General features: G+C 41.6%; 20 protein-coding genes and 1 pseudogene. 14 read left to right on the top strand and 7 right to left on the bottom strand.

What is annotated here, in order from left to right; all coding sequences use genetic code 11:
* The first annotated feature begins 2 nt into the window (after nt 1-2).
* From FK178_RS08795 to FK178_RS08785, 3 genes are read left to right on the top strand one after another with little or no spacing between them, the layout of a single operon-like run.
* Complete coding sequence (locus FK178_RS08795) at nt 3-917, top strand: mechanosensitive ion channel family protein (RefSeq protein WP_146833673.1); 915 nt, start codon at nt 3-5, stop codon at nt 915-917.
* On the top strand, nt 901-1,809 hold the full coding sequence (locus FK178_RS08790; protein WP_146833670.1) for a DUF6268 family outer membrane beta-barrel protein: 909 nt from the start codon (nt 901-903) through the stop codon (nt 1,807-1,809). The genes FK178_RS08795 and FK178_RS08790 overlap by 17 nt, the downstream gene beginning before the upstream one ends.
* A 1-nt stretch (nt 1,810) precedes the next feature.
* On the top strand, nt 1,811-2,977 hold the full coding sequence (locus FK178_RS08785; RefSeq protein ID WP_146833666.1) for a sigma-54-dependent transcriptional regulator: 1,167 nt from the start codon (nt 1,811-1,813) through the stop codon (nt 2,975-2,977).
* Between the two features lie 279 nt (nt 2,978-3,256).
* Here the strand turns inward: FK178_RS08785 and FK178_RS15645 are convergent, their stop codons facing one another.
* Nucleotides 3,257-3,850, bottom strand: coding sequence for a hypothetical protein (locus tag FK178_RS15645; protein ID WP_240793803.1), 594 nt, complete (start codon nt 3,848-3,850; stop codon nt 3,257-3,259).
* Between the two features lie 74 nt (nt 3,851-3,924).
* Between FK178_RS15645 and FK178_RS08775 the strand changes: the two genes are divergently transcribed.
* The 5 genes from FK178_RS08775 (at nt 3,925) to FK178_RS08755 (ending at nt 8,702) form a co-directional block, all read left to right on the top strand.
* Nucleotides 3,925-4,806, top strand: a complete 882-nt coding sequence (locus FK178_RS08775; protein WP_146833662.1) for a PPK2 family polyphosphate kinase — start codon at nt 3,925-3,927, stop codon at nt 4,804-4,806.
* Nucleotides 4,807-4,854: 48 nt separating this feature from the next.
* Nucleotides 4,855-6,279: a M20/M25/M40 family metallo-hydrolase gene (locus FK178_RS08770; protein ID WP_146833659.1), complete on the top strand. Its 1,425-nt coding sequence runs from the start codon at nt 4,855-4,857 to the stop codon at nt 6,277-6,279.
* A 151-nt stretch (nt 6,280-6,430) separates the two neighbouring features.
* Entirely contained in the window at nt 6,431-7,804 is a 1,374-nt protein-coding gene (locus FK178_RS08765) for an MATE family efflux transporter (protein ID WP_146833655.1), read from the top strand.
* Nucleotides 7,805-7,892: 88 nt separating this feature from the next.
* A complete protein-coding gene (locus tag FK178_RS08760) occupies nt 7,893-8,120 on the top strand; it encodes a hypothetical protein (protein WP_146833651.1) in 228 nt (75 codons plus the stop codon).
* A 6-nt stretch (nt 8,121-8,126) separates the two neighbouring features.
* Entirely contained in the window at nt 8,127-8,702 is a 576-nt protein-coding gene (locus FK178_RS08755; protein WP_146833648.1) for a phosphatase PAP2 family protein, read from the top strand.
* Here the strand turns inward: FK178_RS08755 and FK178_RS08750 are convergent.
* Both FK178_RS08750 and FK178_RS08745 read right to left on the bottom strand, forming a co-directional pair.
* A complete protein-coding gene (locus FK178_RS08750; RefSeq protein ID WP_240793802.1) occupies nt 8,683-10,308 on the bottom strand; it encodes an ArnT family glycosyltransferase in 1,626 nt (541 codons plus the stop codon). The genes FK178_RS08755 and FK178_RS08750 overlap by 20 nt on opposite strands.
* A 1-nt stretch (nt 10,309) precedes the next feature.
* A complete protein-coding gene (locus tag FK178_RS08745) occupies nt 10,310-11,029 on the bottom strand; it encodes a glycosyltransferase family 2 protein (protein ID WP_146837544.1) in 720 nt (239 codons plus the stop codon).
* A gap of 143 nt (nt 11,030-11,172) precedes the next feature.
* On the opposite strand from FK178_RS08745, the gene FK178_RS08740 reads away from it, so the two are divergent.
* Nucleotides 11,173-12,114, top strand: a complete 942-nt coding sequence (locus tag FK178_RS08740) for an NAD-dependent epimerase/dehydratase family protein (RefSeq protein WP_146833645.1) — start codon at nt 11,173-11,175, stop codon at nt 12,112-12,114.
* Here the strand turns inward: FK178_RS08740 and meaB are convergent.
* Entirely contained in the window at nt 12,109-13,194 is a 1,086-nt protein-coding gene (gene meaB, locus FK178_RS08735; RefSeq protein WP_146833642.1) for a methylmalonyl Co-A mutase-associated GTPase MeaB, read from the bottom strand. The two genes, FK178_RS08740 and meaB, sit on opposite strands and share 6 nt — an antisense overlap.
* A 103-nt stretch (nt 13,195-13,297) precedes the next feature.
* On the opposite strand from meaB, the gene FK178_RS08730 reads away from it, so the two are divergent.
* Nucleotides 13,298-13,729 (top strand): organic hydroperoxide resistance protein, encoded by a 432-nt coding sequence (locus tag FK178_RS08730; protein ID WP_146833639.1) that lies wholly within the window; start codon nt 13,298-13,300, stop codon nt 13,727-13,729.
* A gap of 19 nt (nt 13,730-13,748) precedes the next feature.
* Here the strand turns inward: FK178_RS08730 and FK178_RS08725 are convergent, their stop codons facing one another.
* On the bottom strand, nt 13,749-14,339 hold the full coding sequence (locus FK178_RS08725) for a DUF2911 domain-containing protein (protein WP_146833636.1): 591 nt from the start codon (nt 14,337-14,339) through the stop codon (nt 13,749-13,751).
* 198 nt (nt 14,340-14,537) lie between these two features.
* Between FK178_RS08725 and FK178_RS08720 the strand changes: the two genes are divergently transcribed.
* Genes FK178_RS08720 through FK178_RS08705 form a run of 4 tightly spaced genes read left to right on the top strand, consistent with a single transcriptional unit; the run spans nt 14,538 to nt 17,740 of the window.
* On the top strand, nt 14,538-15,077 hold the full coding sequence (locus FK178_RS08720) for an RNA polymerase sigma factor (RefSeq protein WP_146833633.1): 540 nt from the start codon (nt 14,538-14,540) through the stop codon (nt 15,075-15,077).
* Entirely contained in the window at nt 15,061-15,669 is a 609-nt protein-coding gene (locus FK178_RS08715) for a hypothetical protein (protein ID WP_146833630.1), read from the top strand. Before FK178_RS08720 ends, FK178_RS08715 begins: the two co-directional genes overlap by 17 nt.
* Entirely contained in the window at nt 15,650-17,026 is a 1,377-nt protein-coding gene (locus FK178_RS08710) for a hypothetical protein (RefSeq protein WP_146833626.1), read from the top strand. The genes FK178_RS08715 and FK178_RS08710 overlap by 20 nt, the downstream gene beginning before the upstream one ends.
* 24 nt (nt 17,027-17,050) lie before the next feature.
* Nucleotides 17,051-17,740 (top strand): peptidoglycan DD-metalloendopeptidase family protein, encoded by a 690-nt coding sequence (locus tag FK178_RS08705; RefSeq protein ID WP_146833623.1) that lies wholly within the window; start codon nt 17,051-17,053, stop codon nt 17,738-17,740.
* Nucleotides 17,741-17,954: 214 nt separating this feature from the next.
* Here the strand turns inward: FK178_RS08705 and FK178_RS08700 are convergent.
* Nucleotides 17,955-18,448, bottom strand: a pseudogene (locus FK178_RS08700) (DUF4199 domain-containing protein).
* 961 nt (nt 18,449-19,409) lie between these two features.
* Nucleotides 19,410-22,775, bottom strand: coding sequence for a preprotein translocase subunit SecA (secA, locus tag FK178_RS08695; RefSeq protein ID WP_146833619.1), 3,366 nt, complete (start codon nt 22,773-22,775; stop codon nt 19,410-19,412).
* Nucleotides 22,776-22,789: the final 14 nt, after the last annotated feature.

Genomic DNA, 22,789 nt, shown 5'->3' with positions numbered 1-22,789 from the left:
AAATGCAGGGAGAGGTAAAAGAATTTATACAAGAAGACATATGGGGCAATATTCTGGAATTTTTCCGGATTACCCTCATAAGTTTTGATAGCGGCGATAATCCAATTAAAATTACCGTTGGCCTGGTATTGTTGGTGGTCACTACTTTTTTTATTACCAATATAGTTCTTCGTGGTATTAGAATTTTGTTTACCCGCAGACTGGAGGAAAATGATAAACTAAAATTTATAAGTGTCTTCAAATTCCTGAGATATCTTGTTTATTTAATCGTGATCATTCTCACCTTAAGCTCTGCAGGTATAGATATTACAATACTTTTAACAGCCTCGGCGGCGCTTTTTGTTGGTTTAGGTTTAGCTTTACAGGAACTTTTTCAGGATGTAATTGGCGGGGTTTTTATTATTACAGATAAAACGCTACTGGTTGGAGATATCATTGAAATGGATGGCAGAGTTGGCCGGGTGATAGATATTAAATTAAGGACCACACGTGTACTTACACGGGATGATAAGGTGATGATCATTCCCAATCATAAGTTTATAAGCGATGTGATCCTTAACTATACTCAAAATCATAAAACCACCAGGGAATCAGTGAAAGTAGGTGTAGCTTACGGGAGTGACACGCAAAGGGTGAAAGCTATCTTGCTGGAATGTGCAAAAGAACAAACCGGTTTGGTGAAAAAGCCCGATCCTTTTGTAACCTTTGATGATTTTGCCGATTCGGCGCTGGTGTTCAGTTTACATTTTTTTGTAAGTGACAGCTTTGTAGATCCAAAGATAAAAAGCGAATTACGATTTAAAATTGACGATAAATTTAGATTGAATAATATTACAATACCCTTTCCCCAAAGAGATGTGCATATGTTTTATCCTAATACTAACCCTAACGAATCAAAAAATGAAGAAAAGTTGTAATTGGTTTTTAATGCTGCTAATAGCAGGAATTACAGGGGTGGCCCAGGGCCAGACTACAGACCTTGCAAGAATAGAATATACGTATTTTCCCCAAAAAGATTCAGATAATTCTTTCAGAAGGTTCCGCAGTTTTATAAATTTTCCCATTAAACTGAATGAAAATGGAGCTTACCTGGTGCCTGGTATTGAATACCGCAATACCAACTTAAAATACAATGATCCTGCAATTTTTGATACCAATGAACTGGACCGTTTTCAGTCATTTTCAGGAAGCCTGGGCTATACCTTTAAAATGAACGAGATTTGGCGTTTTGGGGCAGAAGCAGGATTGAGGGTAGCGTCCAATTTTGAAACCGGTGAAATGATCAATGATGACGTGATCTATACCGGCGCGGTTTATTTTATCAAGACTACTGAAGATGAAAGGTATATTGACCCCGTTCGCCTTATCCTTGGGTTATCGTATTCCACGACTTCGGGTATTCCATTTCCCTTGCCGGTTATCAATTACTACAAAAGGTTTAGTCCGGACTGGTCCTACACCCTGGGAATCCCTAAATCCAATTTAAAATATTTTATCAACGAGAAGAATGTATTGCAGGGATTTGTTACTCTGGACGGTTTCTTTGCCAATATCCAGAATAACTTTTATACGACACCAAATTCCCCTTCTTCCAACATGCGTATGGCCGAGAATATTTCAATGACCATTGTATTGGCGGGGTTGGGGTATGAATATAATTTTACAGATAATCTCTCTCTATACCTGTACGCAGGGCATACGCTTGTAAATGATATTCGTCTACGTGACGGAAACCTGGATAAGGTGTATACAATAAATGAAACCAATTCTTTTTATGGCCGTACCGGCTTAAAATTTAGTATATTATAAAATGGCAAAGATCCTTATTATAGAAGATGAACCTGCAATAAGACGGGTATTGACCAAAATTCTTTCTGAAGAGAACAGTAATTACCTCGTTGAAGAGGCTGAAGATGGCCTGGCCGGAACCGAAAAAATAAAGGAAGAAGATTTTGACCTTGTCCTGTGTGATATTAAAATGCCGAAAATGGACGGGATAGAAGTCCTTGAAGCTATAAAAAAAATAAAACCAGAGATCCCGGTGGTAATGATCTCCGGTCACGGGGAGCTTGATACCGCGGTAAACGCGATGAGACTCGGGGCTTTTGATTATATTTCCAAACCGCCGGACCTTAATCGCCTGCTTAATACGGTGCGCAATGCCCTGGATCGTAAAGAACTTGTGGTTGAGAATTCCCGGTTAAAGAAAAAGATTGGGAAAAACTATGAAATGGTTGGGAATTCACCCGAGATTTCACGCATCAAAGAGATCATAGAAAAAGTAGCTCCTACAGATGCCCGGGTCTTGATCACCGGCCCTAATGGAACCGGAAAAGAACTGGTTGCACATTGGCTGCATCAAAAGAGTCAAAGGTCAAGCGGACCCATGGTTGAGGTGAATTGCGCCGCCATTCCATCTGAACTTATAGAAAGTGAATTATTTGGGCACGTTAAAGGTGCCTTTACTTCGGCCAATAAAGACAGGGCGGGAAAATTTGAAGCGGCCAATGGTGGTACTATCTTTCTGGATGAAATAGGTGATATGAGCCTTTCGGCCCAGGCTAAGGTTTTACGGGCGTTGCAGGAAAACAAGATATCCCGGGTTGGAAGTGATAAAGATATAAAAGTTGATGTACGGGTAATTGCTGCGACCAATAAAGATCTTAAAAAAGAGATAGAAGACAAGAAATTCAGGGAAGATCTTTTTCACCGCCTTGCGGTGATCCTAATTCAGGTTCCGGCGTTGAATGATCGACGTGAAGATATACCAGTACTGGTAAATTTCTTTAATGATAAAGTAACCGAGGAGCAGGGAATAAATAAGAAGGAATTCACCCCACAGGCGCTCGAATTACTAAAGCAATACGACTGGACAGGAAATATAAGGGAATTGCGCAATGTGGTAGAACGGCTTATTATACTAGGCGGAAACCAGGTTACGGAGGATGATGTAAAACTCTTTGCAAGTAAACAGTAAAAAAAATTTAAGGTTTAAAATTCAAGGTTTCAGGCCTGCCTGCCGGAGGTTGGTTCAAGATTAAAGGTTGCAGGCCGGCCTGCCGCAGGTAGGTTCCAAGTTTTAGCTTGCGGGATTAAGTTGACTTTTTTCCAAACTAAAACCTACATCCCGAAAAACGCTCCCGCAGATCTCGCAGATTTTTTTGCAGATAATCGCAACATTACAATTCAGCAGTGAGAATCGAGTATTGAGGTATTTTCACCTAATCACTATGCACTATTCACTAATCCCTACTCCCTATTCACTTTTTCTCAGCGATTTAGGAATATACCTTAAAAAATACATGGTGTCTCCGCTGGGGTGTTTCCACTCATGGAAAAGTTCAAACCCAAAGCGTTGGTAGACAATTGAATTTTGCCTCATTCGGGTTTCAGCATAAAGGGGAATCTTATATTCTTCGGCCTGCCTGTAGAATTCATCTTTCATTTCCTTGCCCGTCTGGGTATCGGCTCCCCGTGCATCGGTTTCAATTCCCCAAAACCAGCAGTAAAGATATTCCCCGGTTTGGGGGCGCTGGTTTTTGATATATGATTGCGATTTTAAGATCTTCATAGCATTGGAAAATCCGGTTACATTCCATAGTAACCCCAATTGCTCCGGGATCTCCTTCCAGAAATTCTCTTCCTGCTTGCTTGTTTTAAAGAGAATAGCGATCCCCTTTTGGTTTTCAGAGATCACAAGGGCATCTTTTTTAATGGCCTTATCAACCATATGAGTAGCCAGATAGTGAAATCTCTTGTCAACTTTAGAATCGTTTTTCACAATTTCCATAGAGGTAGGGATCTCCTTTAGTAACAGAGCTACCTTTTCTATAATTTCTTCTCTTTTCAAGATGGGGACATTTAATGACGAAGATAAAAAAATTAGATTTTATAAATCCTATATTTATAAGCAAAACGTTTTCCATGAAAAATATAGACCTATCTTCCCTTAAAGTGACCTCGAAAATTAATATTCGCGAAACACCCACCCGGCTGGATCTTCAAGCCACCTCCCAGGAGATTAAAAAAGATCTTAAAAAGGTAAGGAATGAAACTGCAGAGTGGCAGGATATTCTTTATGCCCATGGCAAATATGCCGTGCTGGTTTGCCTGCAGGGGATGGATACTTCAGGAAAAGATAGTTTAATCAGGGAAGTTTTTAAAGGGTTCAATTCCCGTGGCGTGGTTGTTCACAGTTTTAAGGTGCCCACAGCCCTGGAATTGAAACACGATTATCTATGGCGGCATTACCTGGCCCTACCTTCCCGCGGAAAATTTGGAGTGTTTAATAGATCACATTATGAAAACGTACTTGTTACAAGGGTACATCCTGAGTATATTCTGGGTGAAAATTTACCCCAAATAAATAGTATTGAAGATATTGATGAAAACTTCTGGGAGAAAAGGTTTGAGGAAATCAGAAATTTTGAACAGCATTTAGCCGATAATGGTACCATAATCTTTAAATTTTTTCTGAATCTGTCTAAAGAAGAACAGCGTCAAAGGCTTTTGAGAAGACTGGATAAGGATATTAAGAACTGGAAATTTTCACCCGGTGACCTTAAAGAACGAAAACTATGGGATAAATACCGCGACTATTATGAAGATGCCATCAACCGGACTTCTACCAAAGGTGCACCCTGGTATGTGATCCCTGCCGATGATAAATCTACCGCCAGGTATCTGGTTGCAAAGATCCTGCATGATGAACTTTTAAAATATAATGATGTGAAGGAACCAGCACTTTCCGAAGAAATTTATCAGAATCTAGATGCATACAGGGAGCAGTTAAAAAAAGAACATTAAAGCCTGCCCATCCCAAATTATTTTTTTAAATAGCATAAAATTTTTGAAATGAAACATATAGTATTGATAGGGCTCACCCTTTTAATTGGTCAAAACGCCATTTCCCAGGTAATTGAAAGGGAACAAAAGGATTCACTGGAGATTAGGAAGATTTATGATATGGCATTGTTAAACGGCCGGGCATATAATTGGCTCGACCATTTGTCTACCCAAATTGGCCCAAGATTATCAGGTTCCTATAATGCGCAACGCGCGGTAGAGTATACCAAAAAGGAACTGGAGCAATTAGGATTGGATAAGGTTTGGTTGCAACCGGTTATGGTGCCAAAGTGGGTGAGAGGTGCAAAGGAAACGGCTTATGTAGAAACTACGCCCGGAACCAAAAGGGATCTTAAAATAACCGCTTTGGGCGGGTCTATAGCCTCACCCGCAGGTGGTACAAAAGCTGAATTTATTGAAGTGCAGGGAATAGAGGACCTCGCCCGGTATGGAGAAGAAAACATCAAAGGGAAGATCGTTTTTTATAACCGGCCAATGCAGGCTAATCTCATCAATACATTTGAGGCTTATGGAGGATGTGTTGACCAGCGTTATTCGGGAGCGGCCGAAGCGGCAAAATATGGAGCAGTGGGAGTGATAGTTCGCTCCATGAACCTGAGGCTGGATGATTTCCCGCATACCGGCACTATGAGCTATGGAGAACTGCCGGTGTCTCAAAGAATCCCGGCAGCGGCAATAAGCACCAATGATGCCGAATATTTAAGCGGAATCTTAAAGATGCAGAAAGATTCAAAACTATATTTCAAGGTAAACAGCAGTCAGTTGCCAGATGTTGAATCCTTTAATGTAATTGGTGAAATAACCGGTATCCAATTTCCAGATGAGATCATTGTAGTAGGTGGGCATCTTGATTCCTGGGACCTTGGTGACGGTTCTCATGATGATGGGGCAGGAGTGGTGCAATCTATGGAAGTGCTCAGGTTATTTAAGGAACTGGGGTTAAAACCCAAAAGAACTATAAGGGTGGTATTGTTCATGAATGAGGAAAATGGACTACGGGGCGGAAATAAATATGCCGAAATTGCCAAAAAGAACAATGAAAATCACCTTTTTGCACTGGAAAGTGATGCGGGAGGATTTACCCCACGCGGATTCTCTTTTGACGCTACAAATACCCAGTTTGCACAAATTGAGAGCTGGAAAAAATTGTTTGGTCCGTACCTTATCCATCAGTTTGACCGTGGGGGAAGTGGAGCCGATATTGGACCTCTAAAAAATGGAACTACCGTTCTTGCCGGTTTGCGGCCAGATTCCCAACGGTATTTTGATCACCACCATTCAGACAATGACACCTTCGAGCATATCAATAAAAGAGAACTGGAATTGGGCGCGGCGACTATGACCTCTTTGATCTATCTCGTAGATAAATATGGATTTGGGGAAATTTCTAAAGAGAGGGAAACGAAAATGTAATAATAGTGTCGCCGGTTGAACTGAATGTTTTTAGCAAATTGATGCCAGGTACCTAATGGTGGATTTTAAAGGCTGAGGTTTCCAAATTAAATTGCCCTTTCCATTTCATCGCCTTGAAAACCCTGCTATCTTTGCAGCTTAAAAATACACAGTGCAACTTTCGGCCTATACAACGGAATTCAGAACCAATCTTCACATCGCTTTTCCGGTCATGCTGGGGCAGCTGGGGCATGTGATGGTAGGGTTTGTAGACAATCTTATGGTGGGCCAACTGGGGGCAGCGCCACTCGCTGCGATCTCCCTTGGGAACAGCCTGGTTTTTATTGCACTTTCCCTGGGCATAGGTTTTTCATTTGCGATCACTCCTTTAATAGCCGAAGCAGATGGTTCCGGCGATCTGGAAAAAGGTCGTAGTTATTTTCATCATGGCGTGATCCTGTGCACTGTAACAGGAATAGTCCTGTTTCTTATGCTCCTGCTGGCAAAGCCTATCCTGTATCATCTGGATCAACCTCCCGAAGTAGTAGACCTTGCGATTCCATACCTTGAAATTGTAGCCTTCTCTATGATCCCGTTGATGGTATTTCAGGCTTATAAGCAGTTTGCCGATGGTTTATCTCAAACAAAATATTCCATGTACGCCACCCTTATTGCCAATGTGGTGAACATAGTTTTCAATTACTTACTTATATACGGGATCTGGATCTTCCCTCGTCTGGAACTGGAAGGAGCGGGCTGGGGCACGTTGATCTCCCGCTTTTTTATGGTTTGGTTTATCTGGGAGATCCTGCGAAGAAAGGATAAGTTTCGGGCTTATTTTGTGTGGAGCAAAAAGGAACTTCTCAAATCGACGATTTTTAAAAGATTGCTTGCCCTGGGATTCCCAACGGCTTTACAAATGTTCTTTGAGGTTGCCATTTTTACAGGAACTATTATACTTGCAGGAACCCTGGGTACCAATGCGCAGGCAGCAAACCAGATAGCGCTCAACCTGGCATCTATGACCTTTATGATCGCCGTAGGCCTTGGGGTGACGGCTACTATTAGAGTGGGAAATCAAAAAGGTTTAAAGAATTACACCAACTTGCGCAGGATTGCATATTCCACTTTCCTGCTTGTGTTTTTAATAGAAGCCGTATTTGCTATTGGATTTATCCTGTTGAAAGATTGGATGCCTACTATATATATAGATGATGTTGAGGTGATTGTTCTGGCGGCACAACTGCTTATAATAGCGGCACTGTTCCAGTTAAGTGACGGCCTTCAGGTGGTTATTCTGGGTGCCTTAAGAGGCCTGCAGGATGTAAAGATCCCCACGTTGATCTGTTTCATTGCCTATTGGCTCATAGGATTTCCAATTTCCATTTATTTTGGCAGGGAAGAACACCTGGGCAGCATGGGGATATGGCTTGGATTGCTGGCAGGTTTAAGTGCCGCGGCGGCATTACTGCATTACAGGTTTAATTACCTTAGTAAAAAGTTAATACTTAAAGAAAAAAATGTAGTTGTTGAACCGGTCGCATAAATTTTTTCTAAAAATTCTTCGGAAGGAAATAGGGAAAACCCTGTTTATTCTGAAACAAAATTTACATCTTACATAAAATTTTAAAACTATGGATTTTCCGAAATTTCTTCTTGGTGATAATACAGATTATCCCGATGCTGTATTTGTGGTGCATACCGAATACCCAAGATTTATAATCAATCTTGAAAATGATGATGTAGAGTGGCTGGAAGATTTTGACCAGCATGATGAAAAGGAACTCGCTTCCCAGGCCGAGGATCTTATCACCCAGGCCAATGAATTCTATGACCGGGAAGTTTCCCGATACGAAGAGTAAAAAAATATGCTGCAGCAACTCAATGACCTGGACAGGGAATTGTTCCTTTACCTTAATAACCTGGGAAGCGCCCGCTGGGATACCTTCTGGCTTCTGGTTACAGATAAATGGACGGCTATTCCCATTTATGCCCTGTTGCTGTTTCTCATCTTTAAAAAATTCGGGATAAAGGGAATGCTCATAACCGCCGTTCTGGTCGCTGTACTTATTACCGCTACAGATCAGCTAGCCAATTTATTTAAGCATGCTTTTGAACGCCCAAGACCCTGCAGGCAGGAAGGAGTAATGGAGTATTCAAGATATATTGCAGAGCGTTGCGGGAGGTTCGGGTATTTTTCTGCCCACGCTTCAAATTCCACGGGGGTTGCAGTATTCCTGGGCATTATTTTCCGCAGGTACCATTCCAGGCTTATCTGGTTACTGCTCCTTTGGGCGTTGGTAGTATCTTACAGCAGGATCTATCTGGGCGTACATTATCCGGGAGATATTCTTACCGGAATGTTTATAGGAGCTGTTTTAGGATATCTGGCAGCCCTTTTTCACCGCTATTTAATGCCAAGGTTCAGGGTGCCTGTTTCGTAAGGATGTAAATTTCCCTTATCAACCGTTTGTTTTTACCTGTTTCATAGGTTGGGTTCAGGTCAAGCACTCCCCATTTTTTAGCCTCAAATCCTTCAAATTCAGATTTCCACGAGGGGAAGGCTTCTGTTTCAACCAATAATATGAATTTATTTTCCGGCGGCACACCTGGTGTCTTTTCAAGATTTGGTATGCTGCTACCGTAATGCCAGATCAACTCTGGCATTAAATTATTATAGTCATAAAGTTTCAGGTTTTCTTCAGAAGCAAAGGATCTTAGATCGGCAACATTAGGTGTATTATGAGATGGGTCAATGCTCCTTAATAAAGGCGAACCCAGGCTAATTATAAGGATCATCATTGCGGCTTGCAGGGAAAATAACAGGCCAATTTTTCTCTTTGCCATTCCGTAGACAAAGCCTGCACCCAGGCTAATCAGCGCGATGCTTAGTCCAAAATATGCGGCATTTAATTCTCCCATAAATCTGTATAATAGAATGGGGGCTGCAAGGGATATTAAGGTGAGGATTATAAAATTGAGATAAACAGGAATGCGTTCCCATTTGGTAAAATTATTTCTGAAATTCTTAATGGCATACTCTACATAAAAACCTGTGGTGGAAGCCAGCGGGATCAATACCGGAAGCAGGTACCTGCTCTTCTTTTCAGGAATAATTGATAATAACAACAAGGATATAAGGGTCCAGAAAAGGAAAAATTTATAGGCTTTTAAATTGGAAACACGCGATTTGAGATACCAATACCATAATCCCATAAATGCCGGGATGGTCCAAATTCCGCTTTGGGTGAAAAAACTCCAGTAATACCAGAAGGGCCTTATATTGTAATTGAACCACCTGCCACTCTCCAGGGCCGCAACCCGGGCGATCTCTTCGGCATCATAGTAGTGAATAAGAATAGACCACCAGCTGCCCGCAATAAGGCCTGTTATAGAAAAGATCAACAGGTATTTCCATTTTCCTGGAAACGGGCCAAATTTAAATACCAGAAAAAAGCTGTTAAGGAAAGGTAAGAACAGGGCGTAAAGCGATACGGGGCCTTTGCTCAATAAAGACGCTCCCAGTAACAACGCAGCGATTAGTGCATTTCTTAAACGGTTTTCTGGGAAGGCAAAGAGCTTAAAGAAAAAATAACAACAGCCAATTATAAAACTATGGGTAAATATATCCCATTGACCTTCTCTCCCTGCAAAGAATACATAAAAAGAATTCATTAGAATAATAGAAGATCCAAAAGCCAGTTTCTTTTGAATTCCTGCCAGCAACTGGATCTTGAAAAACATTAATATAATGAACAAAGAAGCCATGGCAGCCGGTAACCTGTAACTAAAAACATTTTTTATCCCGAATATTTGAGCAGAAATTGCAGTAAGCCAGGTGGGAAGCGGGGGTTTTTGATAACGCGGCAACTCGTTCATCGTTGTGAAGATCCAGTTATCATCGATCAACATTTCCCGGGCCGTGATAAAATTCCGGGCTTCCATGATATTCACGAAAAGAGCATCCAGATGGGTCAAAAAAACCAGGCTGCCCAGGAATAGCAGTAGTATTTCAGGATATTTCCGGTAAGTAGATCTTAAAAGCTCCAATTTAGCAGGTAGATTTTTCTTTTATATGGTAATTAATGTACTTATGTTTCATCCATAAATAAGCAAAACAATCCATTAATGGCCCAAACAAGCGGTTCCAGATATGAAACTTAGCTGTACCAGCGATCCTGGGATAATGTCTTACGGGAACCTGTACCACCTTCCCGTTTTGCAACAGGATCATTGCAGGTAGAAACCTGTGCAAACCTTTGAACATAGGGATATTTTGAGCTGCAGAGGTTCTTATTACCTTAAGCGGACAACCCGTGTCATCCATCCCGTCATTGGTAAAACTTCGTCTTATCCCATTGGCAATTAAGGAGGAAAGATTCTTTTTGAAGGAATCCTTTCTGTTCACCCGCACTCCCGTAACCAGGTCATGATGGTCAATATGTTCCAGTAATAAATTAAAATCTCCGGGATCTGTTTGCAGGTCTGAATCTATATAGCCTAAAAGCGGTGTCTTCACATTGTCAAAACCTGCCTTTAAGGCTGCACTTAAACCATAGTTACGGTCAAAAGATATATAATCAAAAGCCTCATTGCGCGCGGAGATCTCTTTTATAATTGACAGGCTGCCATCTGTAGAGCCGTCATTTACAAAAAGGATACAGGTTTTTTTCAGGGCTATTTCAAGGTATTTTGTGAGTTCCATTTCCACGCGAAGTAAATTTTCCTCTTCATTGTATAAAGGAACAATGACCGTAAGCTCGTAATCCATAAAATTCTTAAGTGTTCGCTGCAAATGTATTAATAAAAAACACAAAGAGAAGTTTCAATAAATTTTGGAAAATCTGCCAGAGTGAATTATTCATTGTAATTTGCGGGCACAAAATTTTTCAGCTTTATTATTTTAAAATCTTTATGAATATATTAATTACAGGGGCTGCCGGCTTTATTGGTTCCCATATGGCCGAACTTTTAGCAGCTTCAGGATACAATGTTACCGGCCTTGATAATTTCTCCCCGTACTATGATGTAGATCTAAAGAAGAGAAATGCTGCAGCCCTTGAATTAAAAGGAATAAAAATCTTAAATAAGGACCTTGCTGAAAAGGAAATTTATAAGAGCCTTCCTGCAGATTTTGATTTCATCATTCATTTTGCTGCCCAGCCGGGGATCTCTGCTCAAATTGAATTTGAAGATTATTTGCGCAATAACGTGATTGCCACTCAAAATTTGCTTGTTTTTGCGAGGGGTATTAAAAATTTAAAGCATTTTTTCAATATCTCTACTTCCTCCATTTACGGGCTTGATGCCACTTTCCCCGAAACTACTGCCCCTGCACCTGCCTCCAATTATGGAGTTTCCAAACTTTCGGCAGAGCAACTTGTAATGGCCGAAAGCCGATCAGGAAATCTCCATGCCTCATCTCTCAGGCTTTATTCTGTGTACGGGCCAAGAGAAAGGCCTGAAAAATTATATACCAAATTAATAAAGTGTGCATTTAACAAGGAGTCCTTTACCCTGTTTGAAGGCAGTGAGCAGCATTTGCGCAGTTTTACCTATGTAGGTGATATTGTAAAGGGGATCCTGGCAGCCGTGGAAAGACATACTGCACTTAACGGAGAGATCATCAATTTGGGGAGTGAGGAGAGTTATTCTACCCGCGAAGGTATTGAAATCGTGGAACAACAACTGGAAGTTAAGATCGGCATTCAGGTGGTTCCCAGGAGGGCCGGAGACCAATTGCAAACCGCTGCAAAAATTGACAAAGCTAAGGAACTGTTAGGCTATACTGCACCTACAACCTTAGCACAGGGATTGAAAGAACAAATTGCCTGGTATAAAGCAGAATTTCTATAATTCATCATATTTTTTCAGTAGAAAAGCAGCGGCGGCAAAGGGGCTGGTCTCATTGTTTTCAATGGCCTGTAACTGTTTTTGGAGGGCCTTTTTCATTTCAGGATGGCGGTAAAAGCGGGATTTTAAATGCTCATTAATGGTTTGTAATAACCAGAATTTATTTTGTTCATGGCGGTTGTGTTCAAAGTAGTTGTTTCCTTTTGTAAGGCCGGTGAATTCCTCTATAAGTTCCCAAATCTCCGGGATTCCTGTATTTTCAATGGCGCTGCTTAAAAGCACTTTTGGCCGCCAGCCACTTTGTTTTGGAGGGTATAAATGCAGTGCTCTCTTAAATTCCAGTCGGGCTTCCCGGGCCGCTTTTTGATTTTCGCCATCGGCTTTGTTTATCACAATTGCATCTGCCATTTCAATGATCCCCCGTTTTATGCCCTGCAATTCATCCCCGGCTCCGGCAAGCTTCAGCAAAAGGAAAAAATCTGTCATACTGTGCACGGTCGTTTCACTTTGGCCTACACCCACGGTTTCTATTAACAATACATCAAAACCTGCTGCTTCACATAGTATAATGCTTTCCCTGGTCTTTTGTGCCACTCCGCCCAAAGACTCACCGGAAGGTGACGGGCGTATAAAGGCGTTTTCCAGGGTGACAAGCTTTTCCATCCTGGTCTTATCACCAAGAATACTCCCGTGGGAAACCGTGCTGGATGGGTCTACTGCCAGTACGGCTACTTTTTTTCCTTTGCCAACCAGGTAACTGCCAAAAGCCTCAATAAAAGTGCTCTTTCCTACCCCCGGCACACCCGTTATTCCAATTCGAACAGATTGATGAGCGTGGGGGAGGCAGGCTTCCACCACTTTTTCTGCTTTAGCCAGATGGTCGGGTTGCTGGCTTTCTACCAAAGTAATTGCACGGCCAAGGGCAGTTTTATCCCCTTTTAAAAGCCGGTGTATCAATTCCTCGACCTCAATCTCCTTTTTTCTGAAAGCCTTGATCTTTTGCCGGGACGCAGGGTTAATAGTGGGAGATCCGGGATTGCTTTCACGCTCAGATAATGCCGATTTTTTAGAGGGTTTGGCCAAAATGCAGAATAATATTTAAGACAAATTTAGGGAAACTTCTTTGATGTCCCTACCAATAGGTGGTATCTTCAAATTTCTATAAAGTTAATCAAAAATAAACAAGATGAAGAAATTGTATAAAGCCACAGTAACAACCTCCGGAGGCCGGGAGGGACATACAAAAAGTGATGATGGCGTATTGGACTTAGATTTAAGCAAGCCTAAAAGTATGGGGGGTAAAGGTGAAAAACACACCAATCCTGAACAACTTTTTGGTGCGGCATATTCTGCATGTTATGGGAGTGCACTGCTTGCAGTGGCAAAAAAACATAAAGTAGATATTGGCGATTTTAATGTAACTGCCACTGTAACCCTGGGATTAACCGAAGATGAAGAGCTACAGCTTGCTGTGATCCTTGATTCGTATCTTCCCGGGATAGATATTGAAACCGGTGAAAAGTTAGTGAATGAGGCGCATGAAATGTGTCCTTATTCCCGGGCCACACGGGATAATGTAGATGTAACCCTTAACCTGTTACTGGACGAGGAAGATTAGAACTCTCTTAATTTTTTAATTAGTTGAAAGAAAGGAGCGCCTCGTGCGCTTCTTTTGCAGTTTGTATAGGCACGGTTACCAGGGTCTCATCCCACGCCAGGCTTAAAAAGATCAATTCATTTTCCCTCTCAAAATAGATACTGAACTGCTCCAGGACTTCCGGTAATTTGGCCGTAGGCACTTCAAGTACCAAAGCATCAAATTCAGGTTCGCGGTAGGGTTTTTTATCAAGGTCAATTCCCCAGGGATACATTTTGGAATTAAAGATCACTTTCCAGGACTTTTCTCCTGGGATGGTCCAGAGGGTATATTTCCCAGCTTTCAGTAAAGATCCGTCTACCAGAAGATCCTGGTTGGTGGTAAAAGTAGTGGCCTCATTGGCACCCGTTCTCCACACTTCTCCATAAGGCACAAGTTCTCCAAAGATCACCCTGTCCTTTTTATAGGGCCTGTTATAATAAACTTCAATCTCAAGGGATTCTTCCTCATAATGCACTATATCCTCCGGGCTGTGTGCTTTTGTGGAATAGCGCTTTAAAAACAGCCCTACCAGCAACAGCAGGATCACAAATCCCCCAATTTTAAGCCCTGTTTTTAATTTGGTTCCCATAATAATATTATTTGATGATTACCATTTCTAAAATTATGCCATTTTCAGCTTAAAAACTTATAATCAATGCGTTATTTTAGTGTCGGATATTAATTCCGGGCTAATTTCAGAATTAAAAAAGAAGAAAGCCAGATTTTTGCAACACTTTAAATTATAAGTCGTCTTTAGAATACCAGCTAACCAAAATTCAGGATTTCAATGCACCAGTTAATTGCAGCGTGTCACGCCAATAACCGCAAAGCCCAGATGGAGCTCTACAATCGTTATTGTGACGGAATGTACATAGTGACAAGGAGATTTTTAAAGGATCCATTTGAAGCCGAAGATGCCATGCAGGAGGCTTTTATCAAGGCTTTTACCAAGCTCCACCAATATAACGGGGAGGTGACTTTTGGTGCCTGGTTGAAGAAGATAGTTATCAATAAATGTATTGACAAGCTGAAAGCAAAAAAAATGGAATTGGTTGCTTTGAATGAAAATGTACTTAATACTGCGGAAGAAGATGACAACTGGCAGATTGATGACGGGATTGGAGTAGCCCGCGTAAAAACAGCTATAGAGCATTTGCCCGAAAAATATAAATATCCGCTTATGTTGTATTTAATTGAAGGATATGATCACGAAGAGATTTCAGAAATAATGAATATAAGCCAGGTGGCTTCCAGAACAATGGTTCACCGGGGAAAAAAGAAATTACAGGAAGAATTAAAACATTTGAAAAATGGCACAGGATATTAGAGATCTGTTTTCAGCAGAAGAGGATCCCACAACAGGCGAGAAGTTAAATAAAGGCCATCAAAAACGATTTGAGGCAAGACTTCAAAAGGAACTTCCGCAGGAGAGAAGGTCCCATAACAATTTCTACCTTAAAATTTCGGCAATTTTTATTGTGGCACTTGGAATTGGTTTGTTCTATTTTAATTCCGGCAGCTATGGGCCGGCAGAGAACCAAATTGTTACTGTTCCTTCTGAAGATAAAATTGAAGAGACCGGCACGGTACAAAAGCAATTCCAGTTAAGCGATATCTCGCCGGAGTTCAAGAAAATTGAAAATTATTATATGGCCGGTATCAATATGGAACTTGCAAAACTTGAAGTGAATAATGATAATAAGGCCTTAATTGATGCCTTTATGCTGGAAATGGAAGAACTGGATAAGGAATACCAGCGGCTCAATGCCGAGCTAAATGAATCCGGGCCTAATGAGCAAACAATTGAAGCTATGATCGCAAATCTTCAATTGCGTATGGACCTGCTGCGAAAACTGAAAACAAAATTAAACGAGATAAAACAATCAAAAAATAAAAGTCATGAAAAACTTCAGGCATAAGACCCTACTTGTAATGCTGGTCCTGGCAGGTGCCACCAGCTTTGGCCAGACAAAAAAACCAGATCAGAATTTTAAAACATCGAAGGACGTAAAGATAGTTGTAGATGCAAGGCATACCAATGTAACCTTTGAGATCTGGGATAAAAATGAAGTGCAAATAGAAGCGTTTCTGGACCCGGGAGTGAAGGGAGAAGAAGCTAAAAAACTTATGGAGGCCTGGAAGTTTGATGCCAGCGGAACCTCTTCAGAAGTACGAATAAACTCCGGGGGAGGTACATTAAAAGTGCCAGAGATGGATATGTCTTCCCTCAATGAATCTTTGAGCCATCTTCAAAATCTAATTGCTCCTATAATGAGTGAGATGGTTGCGCCTATGGTAGAAAATATTGCAAAGAATCCGCCGCTCCCACCCGATTTTGCTGCGAAAATGGGGAATCTTAATTTTGATTACGAAGCCTATCAAAAGGATGGGGACAAATACATTAAAAAATGGGAAAAGAAAATAGAGGAGAACTTCGGGAAGGATTTTGAGAAATCTATGGAGAAATGGGCAGAGCAGTTTGAGAAAAATGCCGAGGTTTGGGAAAAGAACCTGGAAAAGAAAATGGAGGTAAATGGCGAGGAGTTCGAAAAATCTATGGAGAAGTGGGCTGAAAGTTTTGGTGCCCAAATGGAGAAATGGGGTGAAAACTTCGCTAAGGAAATGGAAGGCCTGGAAAAAATGGAAAAAGGAAAGGAAACCAGGACCGGAACAAAGGCAAATAGAAATATAAAAGTTAAAATGCCGGCGGGAGCAAGGCTGCAATTGGATGTAAGACATGGGGCGGTTAAACTTGGAAACAAGGCTACCAATCTTAAGGCCAACCTTTCCCACAGCTCCTTAACAGGTAATATAATAGACGGGAAAGATACAGATGTTAAGGTGTCTTACAGCCCCGTGACAATTGAACAATGGAACTACGGTATACTAAATGCAGGCTATGCTCAAAAAATTGCGATTAACAAGGCTCAAAGTATCAAATTGGTTTCGAACTCCAGCGATGTTAATATTAGCGAAATAGGGGAAACAGGAATTCTTACAGGTACCTTTGGGGCTTTAAAGATTGGGAAACTCAATCCAGAATTTAAAAATCTTGATATAACAGTTAAGAACAGTGATCTTCAGCTTAGTTTGCCTCAAACAGCCCTTAATTTTAATTATAACGGGACACAAAGCAACATTGAATATCCAAAGGCATCTACCATTAAATCAAGCATTTCTTATGACAATGAAATGCTCAACGGATTTTACCGCGCTGCCAATGCAAACAGAAATATTTCCATTAACTCAACTTTTAGTAAAATTATAATTAAATAGGTTATTTTTGGTAAAAAGATACCAATGGCCAAAGATGAGTTTGCCGAGTTTATAAAAGAGTTAACTACCGGTTTTACACCGGTTATTGATACCAAATACGCCAAAAAGGATTTTGTACATATAGACCTTTCGGGAAAGAATAAGGATCTTAATAATATCAAGATCCCCTCGGCCCTGGAATATAAAAAATATATAGATGAATTTGTAGCTTCCCAAAAGGCCAAAGTGGCTTTTGGGGGCTATAATGAAAAGCGTAATTTGTACCAGCAAAGCGTCATCTTCAATAATGAAAACAAGTCCTCTCCCCGGGAAGTACATATAGGTCTGGACCTGTGGTGTGATGTTGGCACTTCGGTGATCGCCCCACTTGATGGTACAGTGCATAGCTTTCAGGACAATGAAGGCTTTGGGAATTACGGGCCTACATTGATCCTTGAACATATTTACGGAGAAAAAACTTTTTATACCCTGTATGGGCATTTAAGCCGAAAGTGTCTTGAAACCTTCGCCTTCGGGCAAATCATCGAGGCAGGGGACAAGCTGGGAAAACTTGGGTCTTCCCGTGTTAATGGCGATTATGCACCCCACCTGCATTTCCAGATCATAAATGACTTGCAGGGGTTTAATGGGGATTATCCGGGCGTGGTTGCTGCGAAGGATCTAGATACTTATTTAAAAAATTGTCCCGACCCTAATTTACTTCTGAAGATTTGATCATTCGATCATTTGATGGTAAAATGGTAAGATGATTTCTGGGCCTGCCTGCCGCAGGCAGGTTGTTAGTTAGGGTAATTTAACCTGAATTTTTTCCGCGTAATTCCGCGAATTTTGCGGGAAATAGTTTCCGCCTCATCTGCTAATAAAATCAATGTAATCCGGGAAATTTTCTGCGCCATTAAGCGAATTCTGCGGGAAACCATTTCCCCTACTAAGAAACCTCTTTTACCGCTGCGCTTTTAAGAAACCACGCCACCACAGCCGATGTAACCACTCCCATTACCAGTGCTCCAAAAGTAGCCTGAATGAGGTAAGATCTCAGGCTGAAATAAGTCTCTGCCTGCTCGCTCGTCATTCTTCCGTTCTCGACACTGAAAGCAATGATATTCTCAAAATATTTAGGAGTGATAAAAGTATAGGCAATGTATTGGGCCAGGGGGATAGTATAGTGATAATAACCGTTAATATAACCCCGGAGGTAAATCCTTCTTTCCAGGTCATAATACCTTGGTAGAACTGTAACTTTTTTTCGCGAAGTGCCAGAAAATAAAGGGTCACCGCCACGATCCCAAAAAGATTGGTATACAAGGGGTGCTGAGCCACGTAAATATCATGAAGACCAAACAATTTTTCAAACCAAACCCAAAAGAGGCTTGAAATAATAAAAATGATTCCCCATTTAATTTCGGTGGTAAAGTTTTTCATGATGCTTGCCGGTTAGGGAGCTAAAATTAGTGAAAAATATGAATGTATCGCTATTCTTACATGTAACTCATTGTACACAATACAATAAACAGTATACAGCCAAAAGGCTTTCCCGCAGATTCCGCAGATAAAAATGCAGATCAAAATCGATTTTTTTAAAAAGGGTGAGGGTCAGAACCCTTCCGTCTTAATCGGTAGGATACTAGTGCTAAAAACTTGCTCTTATCTCCCCGATTAATCCACCTTCCCTTGAAAAGGGAAGGAGCATTTAATAATGAATGATTTCAGTCCGGGAACATTTGTTTACACTTTTCAATATGCAATTTGAATTAAATGACTTTCCTAAATCGACGGGGTGCATGCTTTCGCAGATAAAAATGCAGATCAATACCGATTTTTTTTACAAAGGGTGAGGGTCAAAAACTTTTCCTGTCAATAGTATTTCGATATACATTTTTCAATATACAGTATACAGCAAAAAGCTTTCCCGCATATACAGCAGATAAAATACAGATCAACGCAGATTTTTATTAAAAGGATGATGGTCAGAACCCTTCCGTCTTAATCGGTAGGATACTAGTGCTAAAAACTTGCTCTTATCTCCCCGATTAATCCACCTTCCCTTGACAAGGGAAGGAGCATTTAATAATGAATGATTTCAGTCCGGGAACATTTATTTACATTTTTCCATATACAATTTGAATTAAATGACGTTCCTTAAATCGAAAAAAGCTCCCCTCCTTTCAAAGGAGGGGTGGACCCCCCAACCGGAGGGCCGGTGGGGCGGGGTGGTTGCATGCGCAGATTCCGCAGATAAAAATGCAGACCAAGACGGATTTTCTTTATTGTCCACTCTCCTCTGTCCACTGTCCTCTCTCCACTTCACCAAACAAAAAAAATCCCGGCTATTACCCCGGGATCTTCTTTGAAATATATTTTACTCTTTAAATCTTTTCCTCATTTACTCCTTTGTTTCAATCAACACCCAGTCTCCTTTTTCAAGTAGGGGAATTGCCTGCTTGTATTTCATGGATTTGTTTTCTCCACTCATCACATGCTTTAAGGTCACTTTATCATTCCGGCCTATTTTAGCGTGTTCTCTCACAATGGTTTCGGTTACCTGCGGTCGTTGCTGGGCTCTTTGCCCTGCAGCACGGCTTTGAGCGGCGCGTTCTTCCATGTTGGTAACTTCTTCCTTGGAGGTTTCAATGTTCTCCCTACGCCTTGGCTGGCGTGCTTCCCTTATGTTCTGGGTATTTCCTTCGGGGATTTCTCCCTTGAAAAGGAAGGAGATCACATCTTTGTTCACCTGGTCTATCATCACTTTGAAAAGTTCAAAGGCTTCAAATTTATAGATAAGCAATGGATCTTTCTGCTCGTGAACCGCCAGCTGAACACTCTGCTTCAACTCATCCATCTTGCGCAAATGCGTTTTCCAGGACTCATCTATGATGGCAAGTGTGATGTTCTTTTCAAAATCTTTGGTAAGTTGCTTGCCTTCGGTTTCATAAGCTTTTTCAAGGTTTGTTACCACCTGAAGACTTTTTACACCATCTGTAAACGGTACTGCGATACGCTCAAAATTATTGGCCTGATCTTCGTAAACCTGCTTGATAATTGGATATGCAGATTTTGCCGTGCGCTCCATTTTTGCATGGTAATGCTCGTAAGCCGACTTATAAATGATCCCCGCGATCTTTTGGGAATCCATCTTGGCAAACTCATCTTCAGTAACAGGGGAGCTCATCGAGAAATACCTGATCAATTCAAATTCAAAATTCTTGTAATCCTGCGCAAGTTTGTTGGTTTCAGTGATCACTTCCGCAGTATCAAAAACCATATTGGCGATATCTACTTTCAATCTGTCTCCAAACAATGCATGGTAACGGCGCTTGTAGATCACTTCTCTTTGCGCATTCATCACATCATCATACTCCAGCAAACGCTTACGTACACCAAAGTTGTTTTCTTCTACTTTTTTCTGTGCGCGCTCAATAGATTTTGAGATCATAGAGTGTTGGATCACTTCCCCTTCCTCCAGACCCATACGGTCCATTAGCTTGGCAATTCTTTCAGATCCGAACAAACGCATGAGGTTATCTTCCAGCGAAACATAGAACTGCGAACTTCCGGGATCTCCCTGTCGTCCTGCACGACCACGTAACTGCCTGTCTACCCGACGGGAATCGTGGCGTTCTGTACCAATAATGGCAAGACCACCGGCTTCTTTTACTTCCTTACTCAACTTAATATCGGTACCACGACCTGCCATGTTGGTGGCGATGGTCACAATTCCGGAGTTACCCGCTTCGGCAACAATATCTGCTTCCTTCTTGTGAAGTTTGGCGTTAAGTACATTGTGAGGAACTTTACGCAGGGTTAGCATCCGGCTTAATAATTCTGAAATTTCTACAGATGTGGTACCAATAAGCACCGGCCTTCCCGCATTGGAAAGTTCGGTCACCTGCTCGATCACCGCGTTGAACTTCTCACGTTTTGTTTTATATACAAGATCTTCCTTATCGGCACGGGCGATGGGACGGTTAGTTGGAATTTCTACTACGTCCATTTTATAGATCTCCCAGAATTCTCCGGCTTCAGTAACTGCTGTTCCTGTCATCCCTGAAAGTTTTCGGTACATACGGAAGTAGTTCTGAAGGGTTACCGTAGCAAAGGTTTGGGTTGCATCCTCGATCTTCACATTTTCCTTGGCCTCAATTGCCTGGTGCAGCCCGTCGCTATATCTACGGCCTTCCATGATACGGCCAGTTTGCTCGTCTACGATCTTTACTTTGTTCTCAATAACAACATATTCGGTATCTTTTTCAAAAAGCGTGTATGCTTTTAAAAGCTGACGCATCGTATGAATACGCTCGCTTTTTACACTATATTCGCGAAAAAGTTCCTCTTTCTTTTCAGCCTCTTCTTCTTTGGTAAGTCCCAGGTTTTCGATCTTGGCGATCTCCATTCCTATCTCCGGCATTACAAAGAAATTGGGGTCATCTTTTCCTGAAAGATATTCTATCCCTTTATCTGTAAGATCTATCTGGTTGTTCTTTTCTTCGATCACAAAATATAGCTCTTCATCAACCATCGGCATTTCGCGGTTGTTATCGGCCATGTATTTGTTCTCGTTCTTTTGCAACAGCTGGCGAATACCTTCTTCACTCAGGTACTTTATAAGTGCCTTGTTTTTTGGTAATCCTCGGTAAACCCTTAGAAGTTGTAATCCTCCTTCTTCGGTATTTCCTGCGGCTATAAGTTTTTTTGCTTCCGCAAGGATCCTCGTGAGGTGCTGGCGCTGCACTTCAACCAGGTTTGAAATGGTGGGTTTCAGCACTTCAAATTCGTGAATATCTCCTTTGGGGATTGGACCTGAAATAATAAGCGGCGTACGGGCATCATCGATCAAAACCGAATCCACCTCATCAACTATGGCGTAGTTTGGTGCCCGTTGTACAAGATCATCTGGCGCGTGAGACATATTATCACGCAGGTAATCAAAACCGAATTCGTTATTTGTTCCGTAGGTAATATCAGCATTATAAGCTTTTCTTCTTGCTGCAGAATTTGGGCGGTGGTAGTCTATACAGTCTACTGTAAGCCCGTGGAATTCAAAGATAGGTGCCATCCAGGCGCTATCCCTTTTTGCAAGATAGTCGTTCACAGTAATAAGGTGTACCCCGTTCCCTGAAAGTGCGTTAAGATACATAGGAAGGGTAGCCACGAGGGTTTTACCTTCCCCGGTTTGCATCTCGGCAATTTTTCCCTGATGCATCGCAACCCCGCCAATAAGCTGAACGTCATAATGTACCATATCCCAGGTCACTGGTTTTCCGGCTGCATCCCAGGAGTTGTTCCACACGGCATGGTCGCCGTCCAGTTGCACATAAGGCTTGGTGGCCGAAATTTCGCGGTCAAAAGCGCTGGCGGTAACTTTAAGTTGGGTATTTGCAACAAATCGCTTTGCAGTTTCCTTTACGGTTGCAAAGGCTTGCGGCAGGATCTCATCGAGGATGTCTTCATTGATACGGTAAAGTTTATCCTTTAAGGCATCAATTTCGGCATAGATCTCTTCGTTTCGGGTTATATCGGCAGAGGCATCGGCTTCAGCGGTAAGGTCGGCCATTCTTTGTCTTGTTTCCGCAGTAGCATCGGCAAGTTTTTTTCTGAAGGCGGTGGTTTTGCCCCTAAGCTCATCCAGGGAAAGTGCTTCAAATTCCTTTTCAAGGGCTTTGATCTTCTCTACAACAGGTTGTATTTCCTTTACGTCTTTCTTGGATTTATCGCCCACGAAGGCTTTTAATACAGAATCTAAAAAACTCATAGTTTTTTGTGTTT

The sequence above is a fragment of the Antarcticibacterium arcticum genome (assembly GCF_007993795.1).
Taxonomy (GTDB): Bacteria; Bacteroidota; Bacteroidia; order Flavobacteriales; family Flavobacteriaceae; genus Gillisia; species Gillisia arctica.
This window is presented reverse-complemented; position numbering and strand designations above follow the sequence as displayed.

Bases quoted from the DNA above. Each gene is read 5' to 3' on its own strand.
- FK178_RS08795 (WP_146833673.1), top strand. From the start codon at position 3: ATGCAGGGAGAGGTAAAAGAATTTATACAAGAAGACATATGGGGCAAT.
- FK178_RS08790 (WP_146833670.1), top strand. From the start codon at position 901: ATGAAGAAAAGTTGTAATTGGTTTTTAATGCTGCTAATAGCAGGAATT.
- FK178_RS08785 (WP_146833666.1), top strand. From the start codon at position 1,811: ATGGCAAAGATCCTTATTATAGAAGATGAACCTGCAATAAGACGGGTA.
- FK178_RS08775 (WP_146833662.1), top strand. From the start codon at position 3,925: ATGAAAAATATAGACCTATCTTCCCTTAAAGTGACCTCGAAAATTAAT.
- FK178_RS08770 (WP_146833659.1), top strand. From the start codon at position 4,855: ATGAAACATATAGTATTGATAGGGCTCACCCTTTTAATTGGTCAAAAC.
- FK178_RS08760 (WP_146833651.1), top strand. From the start codon at position 7,893: ATGGATTTTCCGAAATTTCTTCTTGGTGATAATACAGATTATCCCGAT.
- FK178_RS08755 (WP_146833648.1), top strand. From the start codon at position 8,127: ATGCTGCAGCAACTCAATGACCTGGACAGGGAATTGTTCCTTTACCTT.
- FK178_RS08745 (WP_146837544.1), bottom strand. From the start codon at position 11,029: ATGGATTACGAGCTTACGGTCATTGTTCCTTTATACAATGAAGAGGAA.
- FK178_RS08740 (WP_146833645.1), top strand. From the start codon at position 11,173: ATGAATATATTAATTACAGGGGCTGCCGGCTTTATTGGTTCCCATATG.
- FK178_RS08730 (WP_146833639.1), top strand. From the start codon at position 13,298: ATGAAGAAATTGTATAAAGCCACAGTAACAACCTCCGGAGGCCGGGAG.
- FK178_RS08725 (WP_146833636.1), bottom strand. From the start codon at position 14,339: ATGGGAACCAAATTAAAAACAGGGCTTAAAATTGGGGGATTTGTGATC.
- FK178_RS08720 (WP_146833633.1), top strand. From the start codon at position 14,538: ATGCACCAGTTAATTGCAGCGTGTCACGCCAATAACCGCAAAGCCCAG.
- FK178_RS08715 (WP_146833630.1), top strand. From the start codon at position 15,061: ATGGCACAGGATATTAGAGATCTGTTTTCAGCAGAAGAGGATCCCACA.
- FK178_RS08710 (WP_146833626.1), top strand. From the start codon at position 15,650: ATGAAAAACTTCAGGCATAAGACCCTACTTGTAATGCTGGTCCTGGCA.
- FK178_RS08705 (WP_146833623.1), top strand. From the start codon at position 17,051: ATGGCCAAAGATGAGTTTGCCGAGTTTATAAAAGAGTTAACTACCGGT.
- secA (WP_146833619.1), bottom strand. From the start codon at position 22,775: ATGAGTTTTTTAGATTCTGTATTAAAAGCCTTCGTGGGCGATAAATCC.